15 protein-coding genes and 1 pseudogene are annotated in these 18,148 nt (G+C 62.0%); 2 read left to right on the top strand and 14 right to left on the bottom strand.

Annotation, left to right across the window (positions count from 1 at the left end):
• The first annotated feature begins 3 nt into the window (after positions 1–3).
• Positions 4–201 carry a sulfur carrier protein ThiS gene (gene thiS / locus FHX14_RS26060; RefSeq protein WP_012560021.1) on the top strand — a complete coding sequence of 66 codons (198 nt, stop codon included), beginning with the start codon at positions 4–6 and terminating at the stop codon, positions 199–201.
• A gap of 2 nt (positions 202–203) precedes the next feature.
• Complete coding sequence (locus FHX14_RS26065; RefSeq protein WP_184379677.1) at positions 204–977, top strand: thiazole synthase; 774 nt, start codon at positions 204–206, stop codon at positions 975–977.
• 97 nt (positions 978–1,074) lie between these two features.
• Here the strand turns inward: FHX14_RS26065 and FHX14_RS26070 are convergent, their stop codons facing one another.
• The 14 genes and pseudogenes from FHX14_RS26070 to FHX14_RS26135 all read right to left on the bottom strand — a co-directional run.
• Positions 1,075–1,566 carry a GAF domain-containing protein gene (locus FHX14_RS26070; RefSeq protein ID WP_184379679.1) on the bottom strand — a complete coding sequence of 164 codons (492 nt, stop codon included), beginning with the start codon at positions 1,564–1,566 and terminating at the stop codon, positions 1,075–1,077.
• Between the two features lie 36 nt (positions 1,567–1,602).
• Positions 1,603–2,123 (bottom strand): annotated as a pseudogene (gene tsaA, locus FHX14_RS26075) (tRNA (N6-threonylcarbamoyladenosine(37)-N6)-methyltransferase TrmO).
• 159 nt (positions 2,124–2,282) lie between these two features.
• Positions 2,283–2,432: a hypothetical protein gene (locus FHX14_RS26080; RefSeq protein WP_184379681.1), complete on the bottom strand. Its 150-nt coding sequence runs from the start codon at positions 2,430–2,432 to the stop codon at positions 2,283–2,285.
• A gap of 1 nt (position 2,433) precedes the next feature.
• Positions 2,434–2,859, bottom strand: coding sequence for a type II toxin-antitoxin system VapC family toxin (locus FHX14_RS26085; protein ID WP_003595526.1), 426 nt, complete (start codon positions 2,857–2,859; stop codon positions 2,434–2,436).
• Positions 2,859–3,113 carry a type II toxin-antitoxin system Phd/YefM family antitoxin gene (locus FHX14_RS26090; protein ID WP_003595524.1) on the bottom strand — a complete coding sequence of 85 codons (255 nt, stop codon included), beginning with the start codon at positions 3,111–3,113 and terminating at the stop codon, positions 2,859–2,861. The genes FHX14_RS26085 and FHX14_RS26090 overlap by 1 nt, the downstream gene beginning before the upstream one ends.
• A 288-nt stretch (positions 3,114–3,401) precedes the next feature.
• Positions 3,402–4,298, bottom strand: a complete 897-nt coding sequence (locus FHX14_RS26095; protein ID WP_003595523.1) for a GGDEF domain-containing protein — start codon at positions 4,296–4,298, stop codon at positions 3,402–3,404.
• 171 nt (positions 4,299–4,469) lie between these two features.
• Positions 4,470–5,252 (bottom strand): DUF6030 family protein, encoded by a 783-nt coding sequence (locus FHX14_RS26100; RefSeq protein ID WP_037074469.1) that lies wholly within the window; start codon positions 5,250–5,252, stop codon positions 4,470–4,472.
• Positions 5,253–5,710: 458 nt separating this feature from the next.
• A complete protein-coding gene (locus tag FHX14_RS26105; RefSeq protein WP_184379683.1) occupies positions 5,711–7,153 on the bottom strand; it encodes an HlyD family type I secretion periplasmic adaptor subunit in 1,443 nt (480 codons plus the stop codon).
• Positions 7,150–9,294: a peptidase domain-containing ABC transporter gene (locus FHX14_RS26110; protein WP_003595517.1), complete on the bottom strand. Its 2,145-nt coding sequence runs from the start codon at positions 9,292–9,294 to the stop codon at positions 7,150–7,152. The genes FHX14_RS26105 and FHX14_RS26110 overlap by 4 nt, the downstream gene beginning before the upstream one ends.
• A 43-nt stretch (positions 9,295–9,337) precedes the next feature.
• Positions 9,338–9,640 carry a hypothetical protein gene (locus FHX14_RS26115; protein WP_003595516.1) on the bottom strand — a complete coding sequence of 101 codons (303 nt, stop codon included), beginning with the start codon at positions 9,638–9,640 and terminating at the stop codon, positions 9,338–9,340.
• A gap of 65 nt (positions 9,641–9,705) precedes the next feature.
• Positions 9,706–10,938, bottom strand: coding sequence for a GTP-binding protein (locus tag FHX14_RS26120; RefSeq protein WP_054184343.1), 1,233 nt, complete (start codon positions 10,936–10,938; stop codon positions 9,706–9,708).
• Between the two features lie 48 nt (positions 10,939–10,986).
• Complete coding sequence (locus tag FHX14_RS26125) at positions 10,987–16,314, bottom strand: DUF4082 domain-containing protein (RefSeq protein WP_184379685.1); 5,328 nt, start codon at positions 16,312–16,314, stop codon at positions 10,987–10,989.
• A gap of 213 nt (positions 16,315–16,527) precedes the next feature.
• Complete coding sequence (locus tag FHX14_RS26130) at positions 16,528–17,712, bottom strand: GTP-binding protein (protein ID WP_003595511.1); 1,185 nt, start codon at positions 17,710–17,712, stop codon at positions 16,528–16,530.
• Positions 17,713–17,809: 97 nt separating this feature from the next.
• On the bottom strand, positions 17,810–18,148 hold a 339-nt coding region (locus tag FHX14_RS26135), incomplete at its 5' end, for a DUF4082 domain-containing protein (protein ID WP_184379687.1).

The raw sequence follows: 18,148 nt of genomic DNA on the forward strand, positions 1-18,148 counted from the left end.
CCGATGCAGCTGATCATCAATGGCGAGGCCCAGACAATCGCCGCCACCACGCTTTCGCAGCTTCTGGCCGCACTCGATTACGAGGGCGACTGGCTGGCGACCGCCGTCAACGGCGAACTGGTTCATCGCGAGGATCGCGACGAGCATATGCTGACCGACAATGACAGGATCGAAATCCTGACCCCGATGCAGGGAGGCTGAGCATGCTTGATCTTTACGGAAGCCAGATCGCCTCACGCCTTCTCCTTGGAACAGCGCGTTATCCCTCGCCGGCGATCCTGACCGAAGCCATCACGCGCTCCAAAACCGAGATCGTCACCGTGTCGCTGCGCCGCGAAATGGCCGGCGGGCGTAACGGCGGCGCTTTCTTCGACATGATCCGTGCGCTCGGCGTTCACGTTCTTCCCAACACGGCCGGCTGCCATGGCGTGTCCGAGGCGGTGCTGACGGCGAAGATGGCCCGCGAAGTGTTTCGCACCGATTGGATCAAGCTGGAGGTGATCGGCAATCACGACACGCTGCAGCCGGATGTCTTCGCGCTCGTGGAAGCAGCCCGCATCCTGACCGGCGAAGGCTTTCAGGTCTTTCCTTATACGACGGACGATCCGGTCGTCGCCGAGCGTCTCATCGACGCCGGATGCCAGGTGCTGATGCCCTGGTGCGCGCCGATCGGATCTGCGGCGGGACCACAAAATCTTTCAGCCCTTCGATCGATGCGGGCGCATTTTCCCGATGTGCCGCTGATCGTCGATGCCGGCATCGGCCGGCCTTCGCATGCGGCTATCGTCATGGAGCTCGGTTTCGATGCCGTACTGCTGAACACCGCGGTTGCCGGCGCCGGCGACCCGGCCGCAATGGCGGAAGCCTTTGCCAAAGCAATCGATGCCGGCAGGCAGGCGTTCGGCGCCGGCATGCTGGAGCCACGCGACATGGCCGTGCCTTCGACGCCCGTAATCGGAAAGGCGGTGTTTGCATGAAGGTCGAGCGCTTCTGATTGCTGGCGACATCGCTCGGCATCGAGATTGCTCCCGGCTCAAAGGCGATCGGGCAACCCGCCTGCAAGGCGGGCCGGAGTTAGAGAGCGCTCGCTGCGACATAGATTGCTGCGAGCGCCTCGAACCCGGCCTGATCCTCGGCATCGAAACGATGAGGCGTGGGGCTGTCGAGATCGAGCACCCCGACAATTCCGCCGTCCTTGACCAGCGGGATCACCAGCTCCGATCGGGAAGCGGCGTCACAGGCGATGTGCCCGGGAAATTCGTGTACATCCGGAACCAGCACGGAGCGCGCTTCCGCAACCGCTGTTCCGCAGACGCCCTTGCCGACGGCAATGCGCACACAAGCAACCCTGCCCTGGAACGGGCCGAGGACCAGCTCGTTTTCGGATCTCAGGAAATAGAAGCCCGCCCAGTTCAGATCGGCAACGAGTTCGAAGACAAGCGCCGAGAGGTTTGCGGCATTGGCGACGGCATCGCGTTCGCCTTGCAGAAGCCCCTGAAGCTGGTCTGCGAGTTCGCGATAGAAGCTGCGCTTGTCACCCTGCTCTATGTTCTTCGTGGCGTACATGATGGTTCCTCAACGACTGTTCGGGAGCTTCGGCGGCTATCCCTTTTTACAAAAATGCGCCGTTTCGCTTCCAACCTGAAAGTCTCCGGCCTGCGGCGGCGCGATCAGCTTGAACATGGTGCGATCGGGCTTGATGTCGAGGAGCGGCGTTCCATCAAGGCAATCGAGCCCTCGCACCAACAGACAGGCGTTCTCCACTCTTTCCAAAACAACGATCGACGTGCCGATCGGATTGGGCCGAACGGGCGATCGCAACGAAAATGTGCCGTGTACATCGCCGTCGGATGCCGGGCTCTGCAACACCAGATCGCGACGCGAACGATCGAGCCAATAGAGAACTTCCAACCGTTCGCACTTGTCGACACCGCGCAAGGCAGCCACCCACGGCTCGAAGATCTCGATCGTGCAGACCGGGCCGTCATGGCGTCCCTGCCGCGGCGTTTCCATGCGCGACGTCCAGGGCGTTCGAATTCGACCGATGAAGACCAGCCCCGCATCCCCGGCCGCCGGCGCCTCCACCGCAACTTCGTTTTTCGGATTTCGTTTTCACGCACCATGCGGCGTCCTCCTCGGCGTGGCTAGAACAGCCGGGGCGCAGACCCGCAAAGGGCTTCCTTCTATCCGCCCGATCGTCACCTCGATGGCATAGATGTCCCTGAGCGCCTCAGCTGTCAGAACGATATCGGTCGGTCCAAGCGCAATTAGACAGCCGTCCTTCAGCAGCGCAACGCGATCGGCGACCTACAAGGCGTGGCCGGGACTTGGGTGGAAAGCACAATGGCAAGACCCCGCTCCGCCAGCACCCGGGTATGCTCGAGCAGGCGAATCTGGTTGTCATAGTCGAGATTGGCTGTGGGTTCGTCCATGCTATGCCGGGGGATCCCACGGATTCACGAGTGCAATGCCCATGCCCTCGAAATCTCTGATATTGCGCGTGACCAGCGTCATACGGCGGGTGAAGGCTGTCGCCGCGATATAGGCGTCATTGATCGGTTTGGGATTGGGCACATGCCATTTCGCCGCCTGAACTGCCGCCGCCTCGTCCAGAGGCAGGATGCGGCCGGAAAACGCAGTGAGAACGGTATTTTCCAGCCATTTGCGCAGCACCTTCCCGGCGGCTGTATCATTATGCTCCACCAACCGAACGCCAATCTCCAGTTCATGCAGGACGACAGATGAAATGAAGGTCTCGGCCGGATCGGCGGTTTCATTCCAGACCACGACATTGGGATCAGCCTTGTCGCTCGCGACCTTGCGCAGTTCGGACACGACATTGGTATCGAGCAACAGCATCAGGACAGATCGACCGGCCGGGCACGTTCCGTGCGCTGCGGGAGCGGCAAGTCAACGTCTTCCGCCCCCGGCGCTGCCAGCATGTCACCAAGCGTCCGCATTTTGCCGGTAAGCCGCTTGTACTCGTCGAACGACAAAAGGACATGCGCAGGCCGTCCCCTGTCGGTGATGATGACAGGCCCGTCTTTGGTGGCTCGCTTTGCGCGGCCAAGGTCCTGATTGAGTTCTCGTCCTGAAAGCGTGGTGACGGTCATGACGAGCCTCCAAAATTTGTGGTTACGTAACCACATCTAACCCGCATAGACCGGAATTGCAAGATGCAACAGCGCGGCCAATTGGATCGGTTGCCTCGGGCACATCAGAGATTGACGCGTGGGCCAGGAGCTTGTCTTTGCGGCTGATGATGCCGCCGCTCTATCAGATCGACCGCCGGACATGTCGAGGTTCTTTGCCGGCATCGGGCGCGGGTCGAATGCGGACGGCGAGGTTGCCAGCTTCTTCTCCCGACCGCACGGGCCGGCTGCTCGGATGCAGCGACAGTTTCAAGCGGCGCGGACCCGATCGCGGCCGCCGAGTTTGGCGGCGTATAGTGCTTGATCGGCGCGTCTATAGAGTTCAGCCGCGGTATCCTCTCTGAGGGAGGCTGCAACACCTGCCGAACAGGTATAGGCAAAATCGGGGGATTCCGTCAGCGGGCGGGAAAAGCGGATCATCGTCAACATGTTTTCGATGATCTCGACGGCGTCCTCCAAAGCCGTGCCCGGCATCGCCAAAACAAACTCTTCTCCTCCGACGCGCCCGAAACAGTCGCTGCGCCGCACATGCTGGTGGATTCGTTGCGCAAAGTCCTTCAGCACGAGATCACCGGCGTGATGGCCAAGCCTGTCGTTGATGTGCTTGAAGTTGTCGATATCGAGCACGGCAAGACATCCCTCGCTACCGTCTTTGGCGGCAACGAGCATGTCCTCTATGCGCGCCATGACGAACCGCCTGTTTGCAACCCCGGTCAGCTCATCGGTCTGCGAAGCCTTGACCGCAAAGTCGCGGTCCTGCCGGACACTTCGCTCCTCTGCACGCAGGGTCGTGATATCGCTCGCAACACACAGCATCCAGCCGTTTTTCTGGACAGCCTCGGTCATCCAGAGCCAGCGGCCGTCCATCAGGTCGGTTTCGAACGCCCGATAGCCGATTTTCCCCCGGCGAGACTGCGTCGATCGCAGCCACTCGTCGAAATTTTTTGCGTGAATGACAGTGCCCTGGCCGCGTTCGAAATTGCGTCGCATGAGATCCGGCCAAAGCGGGGTCTCGTCCCGCTCGATGAAATACGCCGAACGGAACGCCAGGTTGGCGTAGCGCAGCCGGTCGCTAGAGTCATAGACCGCCATGAGCGTCGAGGTGTTCGCGGAGAGCTGCAGAAGCTGTTCAGCGATCTCGTCCATATCGGATCCCGTCTGGTTGCCGAATCCATACATATCGCGTCATTTCTACGTGAAAAGACCCGCGAGACAAAGGCCCCTCAGCCGGTTATCTCCCTCTGGATGCCGGGCGGGCACCAGAGATGTCCCGATAAGCGCTGGCTCCAAGTGCATGTTGCAGATATCGCCCCGCCGTCATTGCGCGCAACCGGCCGACATGGACGTGCCCAAGCTGTCCATCGGCCGCGGATCTGTTGTGGCTAGCCAGCGCTCTGTGGAAAAATATGTCTTCGTCCTCACCTGCGAATCTGACGTCGCCTTTAGACCAAGGACAAAATTATAGTTATTTCCGCTGCCGGCTTCGCGCGTGAAGCTGAGATAGGCGCCGAATCGCTCGTATTCGACATCTCGAAGGTTTTGGATCGATGCAAGAGTATCCTCGAAATCGCGCCAGCACGCCTGCTTCACGATGATCTCGAAAATGCGCAGGACGGCTGGGGCGAGATGCCCCTTCGCATCTGTCGCCGGCCCAATGATCTTGGCGCGGATATCGACGATATCGCCGATTTCATTTCCACGAACCTTGACGAAGGTGGAACTGAGGGGACGCACCTCGTCCCGTTCATAGATGCGCTGAAAATAACATTCATAACTGCGATTGCGCATCGATGCGGCTTTCCAGTCGCTCATCTCGATGCCGGCCTCTCGAAGAGCACCGCAAATATTCGGCCCCGAAACGCGCCACATCCGCAGAAACTGACTTGCCCATTCCGGCTTCGGCACCTCGATCAGCGGCAGCGATATAGACATCGGCGGGGGAGAAGGAGCCGCCGTATCGGGGCCGACGGCTACAGGCGCCGATCGGACAGCAGTGTCGAGAGCGCGATCGTCAGAGAGCCCGACCGGATCGTTGAGGTGGTGGAGGCCACGGTAAAAGACAACCATGCCTGCAAAAAGCGAACCGGATATCAAAAGCATCGACCAAAGCAGCCAGCGGCGGCGGCTCCGCAATCGGGAGTTCCAGCGCCGATGGGGGATGTCGGGAGGAGGATCGACTGCTGATAACATTTTATCCACGGCGACCTCACAAGCAAAATCGGAGCGGATGCGAGTTTGAACCCAATCAACCTCGATCCCGTTTGCGACCAGCCGCTATCGGTCGGCGCGTCAGCCAATGCCCCTGCTGAGCAACGCATGTGTAAAACGGTACAGTCTGTCCGACTCACCTTCGACACTTGGAATGTGAGGTCACCTGTGTGGAGCGTCAAGCAGCCAGCTCGGCGGACGGCGCTCACCCCTCAAAATTGATGGGACGAGCGCAATGGCGGCCTCAGGACAACATCGGACAACGTCACGACAACTGCGCTGTTCCAGCATCGTGACCAAGCCCATGGATCTTCTCACACTCGGGATCGCGTACAGGGCGGACTAGTCCCCTACGGTTCGCGTATCGCGTTATCCAGCCCCCGCAGCAACGGATACAGGAAATAGGAGATCACCGTGCGCTTGCCGACCTTGATTTCCGTGGACACGGTCATGCCGGGAAGCAGCCGCACCGGCACATCTGCGGCGTTCAGCCTTGTATCGGCAAGCAGGATTCGGGCCTTGAAGAAGGGCGCTGCGGGCTGGCTGGGAGTGGCGGTCTGCTCCTGTTGGCCGGTGACGAACGTGTCCTGGCTGATGGTTCTCACCTCGCCCGTGGCGGTGCCGTATTTCTGGAAAGGATAGGCGTCGAGCTTGACACGCGCGTCCTTGCCGACGGCCACCCGGCCGATATCGCGGGTGTTGATCGAGACTTCGGCTTCGAGCGGCACGTTGATGGGCACGAGTGTGACCACCGGCTCTGCCTCCCGCACCACCGAACCGACCGATCGTTGCGCCAGATCGAGCACGATGGCGTCGGCAGGTGCGGTCAGCGCCACCATGTTGCGGCGCAGCTTCATCTTTTTCAGTTCCTCGTCGGCCATGTCACGCTGGCCGCGCAGCTCCACCAATTGCTCCATTGCGGCGCGGCGGAAATCCTCGATGAAGGCCTGGCGGTCGGCTCGGAGCTTGGCATAGGAGTGGGCGGCCTCGTCGGCCCGACCGCGGACGGCAGTCAGATCGGATTCGACGTCGAGGCGGGCGTCGCGCGAGCCGAGCAGCGTGATCAGCGAACCGCTCTGGTTGTCATAGAGCCTCTCCCGGGCGGCTTCGATCTGCGAGAGCCCATCACGCCTGTCATTGAGAACCGCCTCCTGGTTCTTGCTCGCCACGAGAGCGGCCGATTGGCCGGCGATCTGCTGATCGAAATTCTGCAGCTGCGCCACGTAGAAGGCCCGTCGCTGGCCAAAGAGCTGCGCCTGCAGAATCTGGTCGGGCGTATCTCCCGCCATCTTTGTATAGTCGTCGCCGGCAAGCTCGGCCTCGATGCGTCTCACCTGGGCGTCGAGAGCGGAGGATTTCGCCTGCTGCTGGTCGACATCGGCCTGGCTGAAGGTTGCGTCGAGGGTCGCGAGCGTCTGACCGGTATGCACGACCTCGCCGGCCTTCACCTCGATCGTGCGGATGATCGAGGTTTCGAGCGGTTGGACGACGATGGTCGGCTGGGTGGTGACGAGCTTGCCGGGCGCAATCACCACCTCGTCGATCGAGGAGACCGAGGCCCAGGTGATCGCCGCGGCAAGCAGCGCCGTCACGCAGTAGAGCGTCATGCGCGCCACCCGCGGCGGCGCGCGCTCCTCGAGCTCGACGGCATCGGACTGGAATTCGGCAATTGCCGGCGGCAGCGGCGGGCGGGCCGTCAGTGCCCTTCCCTTCTCTGGCGGGGCCTTGTCCGAGGGGCCCTTGTCTGAAGGGACCGGCAGGTTTTCGCTGGGTTTTCTGGCGTGCGCGTTCATGCGACCTGCCTCATTTGCTGGGCCCACAGGTGGCGATAGGTCATGCAGCGCGATACAAGCTGATCGTGCCGGCCGATGTCGGCGACCTTGCCCCGGTCGACGACGAGAATGGCATCGGCATCGACGAGCGTCGAAAGCCGGTGCGAGACGATGATAACGGTGCGGCCGGCGGCGATGCGGCTCAGATTCTCGCGGATGATCGCCTCGCTGTCGGGGTCGAGCGCGCTCGTCGCCTCGTCGAAAATCAACAGCTTCGGATCGGTGATCAGCGCGCGAGCGATGGCCAACCGCTGCTTCTGGCCACCGGAGAGGTTGGAGCCATTTTCCTCCAGCATCGTGTCGAAGCCGCGCGGCAGGCGCTCGATGAACTCTTCGGCGCCGGCGATGCGGGCGACCTCCATGATCTCCTCGATACTGGCATCGGGCTTGGCGGCGGCGATATTCTCGCGAACCGAGCCGCGAAACAGGAAATTATCCTGCAGCACGACGCCGATGCTGGTTCTTAAGTGCACGAGGTCGATCTCGCGGCTGTCATAGCCGTCCATGCGCACCAGTCCTTCCTGGCTCTGATAGAGCCCCTGGATGAGCCTGGTGATCGTCGTCTTGCCCGAGCCGCTCTTGCCGACCACGCCGAAGACGCAGCCCGCCGGAACGGCGAAGGAGACATTGTCGAGCGCCGGCGCACTGTCCGGGGAGTAGCGGAAGGAGACCCTGTCGAATTCGATGCGGCCCTGCAGATGCGGCCGCACACCACGCCCGCGGCCTGCCTGCTCCGGCCGCTGGTTCATGATCTCGCCGAGCATGCGCACGGAGAGCGCCACTTCCTGATATTCATGCGCCATGGTGACGATCTGGACGAGCGGGCCGGAGACCCGGCCGGCGAGCATGTTGAAGGCGACAAGCGCGCCGATGGTCATCGCGCCGCTGAAGACGTCGAGCGCGCCGAGGCCGATGATCGCGACACTCATCAGCTTCTCCAGCAGCCCGGTCATCGCCTGGGCGATGGTCGAGATCTTGTCGACCCGGAACCGCACGGAAATCGACTGCGCCGAATAGTCGTCCCACACCTTGCGCTGGCGCGGCTCCAGCGCCAGCGATTTGACGGTGCGCATGCCGTGCACGGTTTCCACCAGCAAGGCCTGGCGGTCGCCTTCCGCCTGGTAAAGCGCCTGCAACCGGCGCTGGAACGGCCCGACGAGCATCATCACCACCAGCCCGACAAGCGCTGCAAAACCCAGCACCACCAGCGTCAGCTTGACGCTGTAGAGAAGCAGGATCGGCACGAAGACAAGCAGGGAAACGCCGTCCAGAAGTGTGAGGAACAGCCGCCCGGTCAGGAATTCACGGATGCGCCCCGTCTGCTGCATGTGCTTGACGAGAACGCCGGCCGAAGCCTGCTCGAAGAGCGCGATCGGCAGGTTCAGCAGATGGCCGAAGGTGCGTGTCGCGACGCGGATATCGATCCTGTTCGTCGCGTAGAGCAGCAGATAGCGCCGCAGGAAGGTGAAGGTCGCATCGAAGACGAGTGCGATCGCAATGCCCGCCGTCAAAACCGTCAGCGTCGCATAGCTCTGATGCACCAGCACCTTGTCGATGACGAGCTGAAAGAAAATCGGCGTCGTCAGTCCAAGGCCGTAAAGCACGATGGCTGCGAGCGCGACATCGCGGAAGAAGCTGCGCTGCTTAATGATTTCGGGGACGAACCAGCGGAAGCCGAAGGGCCGGTCCTCATCGGACATGCGATAATTGCGCTTCAGCAGAACGACCGATCCGAGCCAGGCCTTGGCGAATTGCTCTTCGCTGAGCATCATCACTTCGGCACGCGACGCCAGCGGATCGAGAACGCGAATTCTCTCATCCTCACCGCTCCCGACAGCGCCGGCGATGACCACCCAGTTGCCGTTCGTCAGTTCCGCCAGCGCCGGAAAGGCCTCGCCGAGTTGAAACAGCGATCGCCAGTCGAGCGTCAGATGCCGGGCCCTGAGGCCGGCATCCTTGGCCATGCGCAGCAGCTGCCGCACGGCAACGGGATCGTTGCCGACGGCATAGTCATGCTGCAATCGCTCCGGCGCAAGATCGACGCCATGATGACGCGCGACGAGCGCCAGACAGTGCAGGTTGGTATGCAGAAAACCACTCATGGCCCACCCGAAACAATACGAGACCGAGTCAATATTCGTTCTGTCAGTTGAAGTTCGGCGAAGCGTTCGACGCGCCGGCCTGCTGGATATCGGCCGCCGCCGCCGCTGACATATCGCCGATACGACGGACCGCACCCGCCTCGACCAAGCCGCCGAGCGCCTTCTGCATCAGATCGACCGCATTGGCGAAAGCATCGACAGGCATGATGATGCGCTGGCGGAAGACCGGCTTCGGGTTGTTGTTGTCGTCACGATCGGTTGCCGAAAGCGACATCAGGTCGATGCGCACGATCGTTCCCGTAATGGTGATTTCGCCGATGCCGTCTGCGTAAAGTTCGTTGCTCATTGTTCTCTCCTCCGTTGATAATCAATACGTCTTCACTTAAGGCGCTTTACGTTCCTAATGACAATCTAACTATTTGAATGCGCAGGGATATGGCCGTGCTGCCAGGCCGGAAACGGATCGCGAATGCCGACGGCGGTCTGCGGATCGAAACCCGTCTCCTCTCCGATCAGGCAATAACCGAGAGCGGCGCGGATCGCTTCCTCGTCGAAGCCGGAACCGATGAAGACGAGCTCCTGGCGGCGGTCTCCCCAGACATCGTCCCAATGCCGGTCGATGAGCTGGCGGAACTGCGGAAAGCGCGGCCATTGTACCCGCGGCACCGAGGCCCACCAGTAGCCCCTGGTCTCGATGCGGCACTGGGTGCCGGCAATCGATAGAAGGCCGATCTCATCCGGCCTCGTCGCCAGCCAGAAATGACCCTTTGCGCGGATGAGGCCCGCCCATTTCCGGTCGAGGAAATCCTTGAGCCTCAGGGGATGGAAGGGCCGGCGGCTGCGATAAACGAAACTTCTTATGCCGTATTCTTCGGTCTCCGGCACATGATCGCCCCAGCCGAAGAGTTCCTTGTGCCAGAGCGGATGGCGGGCAGCCTTCGCCTCGCTGAAGAGGCCGGTATCCAGGATCGCGCCAAGCGGCACCTGGCCGAAGACCGCCTCGACGACCTGAGCACCCGGATTGAGCGCCGCGACGACCCGGCGAACCTCGGCAAGGTCGGCGCACGGCACGTCGCCTGCCTTGTTGATGATGACGACATCGGAAAATTCGATCTGCTCGACGAGCAGTTCCACGAGCTTGCGCTCATCATGCCCGTCACGTCTTTCGCCGCGATCGGCAAGGAAATCGGCGCTCTGGTAGTCGGTGAGGAGATTGACCGCATCGACGACGCAGACCATCGTGTCGAGACGCGCCACGTCGCAGAGGGCCGCCCCGCTCTCGTCGCGGAAAGAGAAGGTGGCGGCGACCGGAAGCGGTTCGGCAATGCCTGTGCCCTCGATCAGCAGATAGTCGAAACGGCCGGCGGCTGCGAGCCGGCGAACTTCGCTCAGGAGATCGTCGCGCAGCGTGCAGCAGATGCAGCCGTTGGTGAGCTCTACCAGCGTCTCGTCGGTGCGCGAGAGATCTGCTCCCCCCTCGCGCACGAGCTCCGCATCGATGTTGACCTCGCTCATGTCATTGACGATGACGGCAACCCGGCGGCCCTCCCGATTGCTCAGGACATGATTGAGGACAGTCGTCTTGCCGGCGCCGAGAAACCCGGCGAGAACCGTTACTGGCAATCTGTTGTCTGCACCCATCATCGAAACTCTCACTCTTTACAGCATGCCTGGCCTTGCATCCTCGCGGGTTTACGCCGCGAGCTGTGGTTTGAAGGCCACATCCACATAGTAGTTCGTGCTGTTATAGCTGGCTGTAGGGAACAACCCGCCCGCCCCATAAGCATAGACGCCGTTGCTGCCGCCGAGCGCCTTGAGATCGCCGTTCATCACGTCGCTGGCAAAGTAATTGCCGGTCGCCGAATAATTGCCGTTGGTCGAGTAGGAGACGACGTAGGTCGTATCCGCCTGGATAGCGATCTGCTGGGTGAGCTGCGCAGTCTGCCAGCCGCTGGCCGTCTCGTTGTTGAATGTGACGCTGCCGAGCAGCGTGCCCGAGGCGGTCCAGAGATAGCCGTTATGCGAGCCGGTATTATCGGCACCCTTATAAAAGCGGATGCCGGTGATCCAGCCTGACGTGTCGGCCTGGAATTTCATGCCGAGATTGACCTGCTGGTTGTCGTTGACCGAGACGACCGAGGGCGTCGCGTTGGCGGCAAAAAGATTCTGTTCCGGACCGGCGGCCCCGTTGCTGATGGTAAGCGCCACCTGAGCCGAGGCCGTGCCGCCCTTGCCGTCCGAGATCGTGTAGCTGAAGCTTGCCGATCCCGAATATCCTGCCGTCGGCGTGAAGGTCACCGTCTGGGCTTGGGCGTTCCAGGCGACCGAGCCGTTGACCGCGGCGCTGACGCCAGTGATCGTCAGCGGATCGCCATCGCCATCACTATCGTTTGCTAGGAGTGCCGAAGCCTGGATAGTGATCGGCGTGCCGGTATTGGTCGTAAAGCCGCTGTCATTGGCGGCGACCGGAACCGCATTCTGCGCGCCGCCCTGCTGATAGACCACGTCGACCCAATAATTGCTCGCATTGTAGGAAGCCGTCGGAAACAGGCTGCCCGAGCCATAGGCATAAAGGCCGTTGCCGCCGCTCGTCGTACTCGACGGCGCCGTCAGCGCACCGTTCGTGTGGTCCGTCGTGAAGTAGTTCGCCGTTGCCGAATAGAAGCCGTTCGAATGATAGCTCGCCACATAGGTGCTGCCGCCTGTCACATTGATCGGCTGTGTGAAGGAAACCGTCTGCCAGCCGCTCGCCGTCTCGTTGATGAAGGTCGCCTGGGCCAGAAGCTGGCCGCCCGCCGTCCAGAGCGAGCCGACATGCGCGCCGGTATCCTGGGCGCTCCTGTAATAGGTGAGCCCGGTGATCTGACCGCTGGCCGAAGCGATGAACTTGACGCCGAGTTCGACCGAGTTGGGGTCATTGGCGGCGGCGACCCCCGACGTATCTGCGCCGGTAAACAGGCTCGACGTCGTGCCTCCGCCGGGCGGCGTGCCGACAGTGAGGCTGACCGTCGCCGAGGCTGTTCCGCCAAACCCATCCGAGATCGAATAGGAGAAGCTTGCCGCACCCGCATAACCCGCCGTCGGGGTGAAAGTGACTGATTTGGTCTGGCTGTTGAAGGTCACCGTTCCGTTGACCGCACCATTGACGCCGGTGATGCTGAGCGGATCGCCATCGGCATCGGTGTCGTTTGCAAGCAGGCTGGCTGCGGCAATCGACAGCGCCGTGTCGGAATAAGTCGTGTAGCCATTGTCATTGGCGGCGACGGGCAGCACGTTGCTTGTCTGATTGTAGACGACATCGACCCAGTAGTTCGACGACTGGTAGCTGGAGGTCGGGAAACCGGTGCCCTCGGCAAAGACGCCGTTGCTGCCGGCAAGCGCCGTCAGCGAGCCGTTGGTATGGGCTGAGGTGAAATAGTCCGATGTCGCCACATAGGAGCCTGTCGTGTGGTAGGAGGCGACATAGGTCGTGCCGGCCGAGATATGCACCGGATTGGTGAATGTCGCTGTCTGCCAGCCGCTCACCGATCCGCTGTCGGCGAAGGTGACGGTCGCGACCAACGTGCCGTCGGCCGACCAGAGGGAGCCGGTATGGGCGCCGGTATCGCCAACCACCTTGTAGTAGCGGATGCCGGAAATCATGCCGCTGGTGGAAGCGACGAACCTCATCCCGAGTTCCAGCGACTGACCTTCGTTGAAGCTTGCGCCCGTTGGCCCTTCGCTTGATGTAAACAGCGTTTCCCCCGCGGGGCCCGGGTTCACGGTGAAGCTGACGTTGCCCTGATCCGTGCCGCCGCGCCCGTCCGACAGCGTATAGGTGAAGCTTGCAGGCCCCGAATAATTGTTGGTCGGCGTGAAGACGACGGTGCCGTTCTGCTTGTTGAGCGTTACCGTGCCGTTGACGGCATTGCCGACGGCCGAAATCGTCATCGCATCGCCATTGGCGTCCGTATCGTTTCCGACAAGTGAGGCGATCGAGATGGTGACGCTGTCGTTGCGGGTGATGGTCAGACCGGTATCGTCGGTCGTAACCGGCGCGCTGTTGGGCCCGGCATCGAAGACCACGTCGACCCAGTAGTTGGTGCCGGTGCCGGGGCTCTGGCCCGGGAATGTGCCGGCATCGTCGCCATAGGCGTAGACACCGCCGCCGTCGACGGCCTTCAGCGCGCCGCTGGCATAGGTGCTGGCGAAATAATTGTTGGTGGCGGAATAGAAACCGTCGGTGTGATAGGAGGCGACATAGGTCGTGCCGGCCGCAATCTGGATCGGACTGGAAAACATCACCGTCTGCCAGCCGGAGAGCGACTCGCCGACCGAGACACCCGTTGCCAGCAGCGTTCCGTCGGCGCTCCAGAGGCTGACGGCATGGTTGCCGATATCATGGAAGCCCTTGTAGAAGCGGATGCCTTCCACAGAGCCTGCCGTCGTCGCCTGGAAACGCAGGCCGAGCTCGACGGAATTGGGATCGATCGCCATTTCGACAGCAGGCTTGTCCGCCAAAGTCCAGAGGCCCTGCGTGCTTGGCAGGGTGACGGTGACCTGCTTGCCGGCCGATGGCGCCTCCACGTTGACGCTGTCGTCGACGGCGCGCGACAGGATCGTATAGGTGCCGCTCGCCTGCACGACCCAGTTATAGCTCCAGCTCTCGCGGCCGGTGGCCTTGAACCAGTGCTGGCCGCCATCGGTGGAGACTTCCACGCCGGCAATGATGCCGCCGCCGAAATCCTGCGCCGTGCCTGATATCGTCACATGCTGGCCTTCGAGGAAGCTTGCACCGACGATCGGCGAGCTGATCGTCGAGGTCGGCTTCAGCGTATCGGTCGACTGGGTCGCCAGGATCAGGCTTGCATCGAGCGTCGTCGGCTGGATGCCCATGTCCGCAAACATGTTGACCATCGCCTGCTGCACGTTGCGATCGGTCGACGTGGCCGGGCCCTGGTGGTTGTCACTCAGGCCCCAGGACCAGAAGACGGTGCCGGCGCCAAAGACCAGCGCGCCGCTTTCCGCCCGGTACATGGTCAGGCTATGGGTCGCCACCGCGTCGCCGACCGTCGTGCCGTAATCGCGCAGATAGGTGCTCACGGCGATGGAGGAGAGCGACAGGTTGATCAGCCCATCCGGGCGGAAGCCGTTCTCGACATCAGAATCCCATTCATAGCCGAGCAGGTTCTGCACCAGATTGTAGGTATCGCCCTCCTGCAGCTCGGCGACATCGGTGTTGCGCCAGAAGCGCAGGTTGGAATAGTCGTAGGGGATGGAGATCGTATCCTGGCGGTAGCTGTCCACTTGGAACATCGTGCCGGTCAGCGAATTTTCCGGCTCCTGACCGGCGTCGGCATAACGCGGATCGCGCCAGGTGCCGGTGCCGACATTGCTCGGATCGGTGCTCGTGCCCCAGGTCTCCTTGTAGCAGACCATGGTGCGGTAGGCCTGGCCGCTGCCGTCGATGCTGCTTTCCCAGCGGACCTTCCAGTAGCACTCGTTGCCGCTCCAGAAGGCGAGGTTGACACCGGCATCGCGGGCCGCCTCGACATTGGCGCGCTGTTCGGCCGACCAGTATTCGTCATGCCCGACGGAGAGATAGGCATCGTGGTTGAGAAGCAGCGTGCCGCTGCGCGCCGCATCGACGCCGGATATATAGGAAACATCGTAGCCGTTCTGCTCCAGCCAGGAGATGGCGGAGGATTCGACGCCGAAGACGTAATCGTGCGAGCCGCCGATCGGGCTCGTATTGGTGATGATCGGGCGGTTATAACTGACCGCCGAGGCGCGGCCGATGGCGGTCAAGCCGCAGCTGCAGTTCGGCGGCAGGTAGCCGATCATGGCGGCCGGATCGACGGGTACTTCGCCGTAGTAGAGGCTGGCGCCGCCCCAGGCATTATAGGCCTGCCAGGTCGTGTCCGACGTCTGGAAGACGATATCGCTGGTCGAGGCATCGTCGCGCACGACGAAGGGGATGATGCTGGCATCCTCGGTGCCATCCTCGCGCACCAGCTTGGCGAAGTAGACGCCGGAGACCGCTTCCGTCGGAATCTGCCAGCTGGCAGAAACAGACCAGTTGCCGCAATCGATGAGGCCGAGCGACATGTCGACGATCGGATGCGGCTGGATCTGCGCCGTGGTCAGCTGCTGCTCGATCGAGTCGACCTTGCGGGCGCCGTCGCCGCCGTAATAGCCCATGCGGTAGATATCGATGCGGTAATGGGTGGAATCGGTGGCGATCTTGAAATCGACGGTCTGGCCGATATTGGTGCTGATTTCGGTGGCAAAGCCCTGGATGGTGCCGCCGCCGTCGCCCTCCAGACCCCACTCGCTGATCGGGTTGCCCTGTTTCAGGTTTTCGAGCGCGATCTTGTTGGGCGTCGCCGCAGCCGCTGAAGCCGCCGGCGCCGCCAATGCCGTCGGGGCCGCGGCTGTCTCAGCAGAAACGTCCTGGCTCGGCTCCACCGAGATCGATGCTATCGAGGCCTGAAGGCGCAACGAAGCCGTGCCGACGCTGGTCGGCGCCGCCGTTTTCGCGCTGCCGGTATCGGCATCGCTGGTAACACCGGTAAGGGCGGGGGCGGCAGGCAGTGTCGCAGCCTCCTCGGCCGGATCCGGGCCAAGCACGGTGCGCTCAGACGTCGAGGACGGCGTTTGGAAGACCTTCGCAGCCGACGCCGTCTTCATGGGCGTGTCCTGCGCGCCGCCATCGGCCGCAGGGGCCGGCATCGCCGTCGACGATGCCGGAGACGATTGCATGTTGCCGGATGATATCAGGGCAGATGTAACCGTGCCGGTGAAGGAGGATTGGACGGTTGCGCTGCCCTGATCGGCAAAGTTCGGAGCGCCATCGGTACTCCTCGACGACACGACCGTCGCGGAGGCAAGAACTGCGCTCCAGGCAGAGGATGCACGAAAGACACTCAACGCTCCACCAAATGTACTCAGATACTCACGATTACTGACATGAATTCTCCGCATCAGCGGCGTCCCCTTCCGCATCGGCCGGCCCTTCGACCGCTGTAGCAAGACGTTCATTCTGGCACCTTTGCGAAGGGAACGTACGACAGCAATCCGGGGTATGAGGGAGGTATATCCTACGCCAATATGATGACCCTCGCCGCATACCGGCCGACAAGGTCCCAAAGTTCCCGACGGCTTCTGCCAAGTGGCTGCCCCCGGTTGAAAAGGAATTCTGGTTCGGTCCGGCTGGCCCAGCCGGTTAACGCGAGAGTCGTCCTGAGCCGCGTGCTACCAGGCCGGAAACGGATCTTCGAGGGTAGCCCAGTCGCGCGGATCGGCGCTGGCGAGGCATCCGTCCAGCGCGGCCCGCACACCCTTCTCGTCCATATCAACGCCGATAAAAACCAATTCCTGCCGACGGTCGCCCCAAGCGCTATCCCACCGGCTCTCGAGATGCTGACGAAACTGCTGATGGCTCGGCCAGTCCTGCCGGGGCACGGCTGCCCACCAGAGCCCCATGGGTTCGCAGCGCCGCTGGATCCCGGCAGCCGACATCAGCCCCACATGACGCGGGCGCGTGGCAAGCCAGAAATGGCCCTTGGCGCGCAGCACTCCCGGCCAGGGCTCGTCCAGGAATGCCCGAAACCGCGTGGGATCGAAGGGGCGCCTGGTGCGATAGACAAAGCTCGAAACCCCGTATTCCTCCGTTTCCGGAACATGCTCATCCGGGCTGTACAATTCCTTGTGCCACAGGGGATGCGCAGCCGCCTTTGCTTCATCGAAGAGGGCTGTATCGAGGACGGTTGAAAGAGAAATCTTGCCGAAATCCGTCTCCACCTGGAGTGCATCCGGGTTGAGAGACGTCACGATCTTACTCACCTCTGCGCGGACCTCTTCGGTCGCGTCCGAGATCTTGTTGATGACGACGACATCGGCAAACTCGATCTGATCCACCAGCAGGTCGATGAGTGTGCGCCGGTCCTCACCGTCGCGCTGCAGGCCGCGGTCGGCAAGCAGATCGGTACTGCTGTAGTCTGCCAACAGGTTTGCAGCGTCGACCACGGTGACCATTGTGTCGAGCCTGGCGAAATCGGCGAGCGACACGCCGTTCTCGTCGCGGAAGGAAAAGGTTGCCGCAATGGGGCGTGGCTCGGCAATGCCGGTACCTTCGATCAACAGATAGTCGTATCGCTGCTCTTCGGCCAGCCGTCGTACTTCCGTCAGGAGGTCGTTGCGCAGGGTGCAGCATATGCAGCCGTTGCTGAGTTCTATCAATGTCTCCGTCGTATGCGACAGGTTGCAGCCGCCGTCTCGAATGAGACTGGCGTCTATGTTCACTTCGCTCATATCGTTGACGATGACGGCGACCCGCAGGCCCTGACGGTTATTCAGGACGTGGCTGAGGAGCGTCGTCTTGCCGGCGCCGAGGAAACCGGCCAGCACGGTTACCGGCAGCCGCTCGATCCTGTTCATCGGCATTCCTTGAGGGCGGTCGGTCGGAGCGCCCTTCGCCGTGGCCAGCATGTGCGTCGTATCAGCCTCATTCGAAAACCGGTCCATAGCCTTTGCTTCATCCGGCGAGCTGCGGGCGGAAGACCACGTCGGCATAGTAATTCGCAGAATCGTAGGAGTTGGTCGGGAAGAGACCTGTGGTGGCGGATCCGCCATACGCATAGACACCGTTGCCGCCGGCGACCGCGCTTGATTGGGCCGTCAAAGGACCGTTGGTGACGGCACTGGCGAAGAAGGCGTCAGTCGCCACGTAAGCGCCGGTCGTGTGATAAGACGCGATATAGTTGGTATTGGCGGCGATGGTGACCGGTGTTGTGAAGTTGACCGTCTGCCAGCCGCTGCCGGTGGTGCCGGCGAAGGTGGCGGTGGCGAGCTTAGTGCCCGTCGTGGTCCACAG

Source organism: Rhizobium sp. BK619, assembly GCF_014195245.1.
In the GTDB taxonomy this organism is placed as follows: Bacteria; Pseudomonadota; Alphaproteobacteria; order Rhizobiales; family Rhizobiaceae; genus Rhizobium; species Rhizobium acidisoli.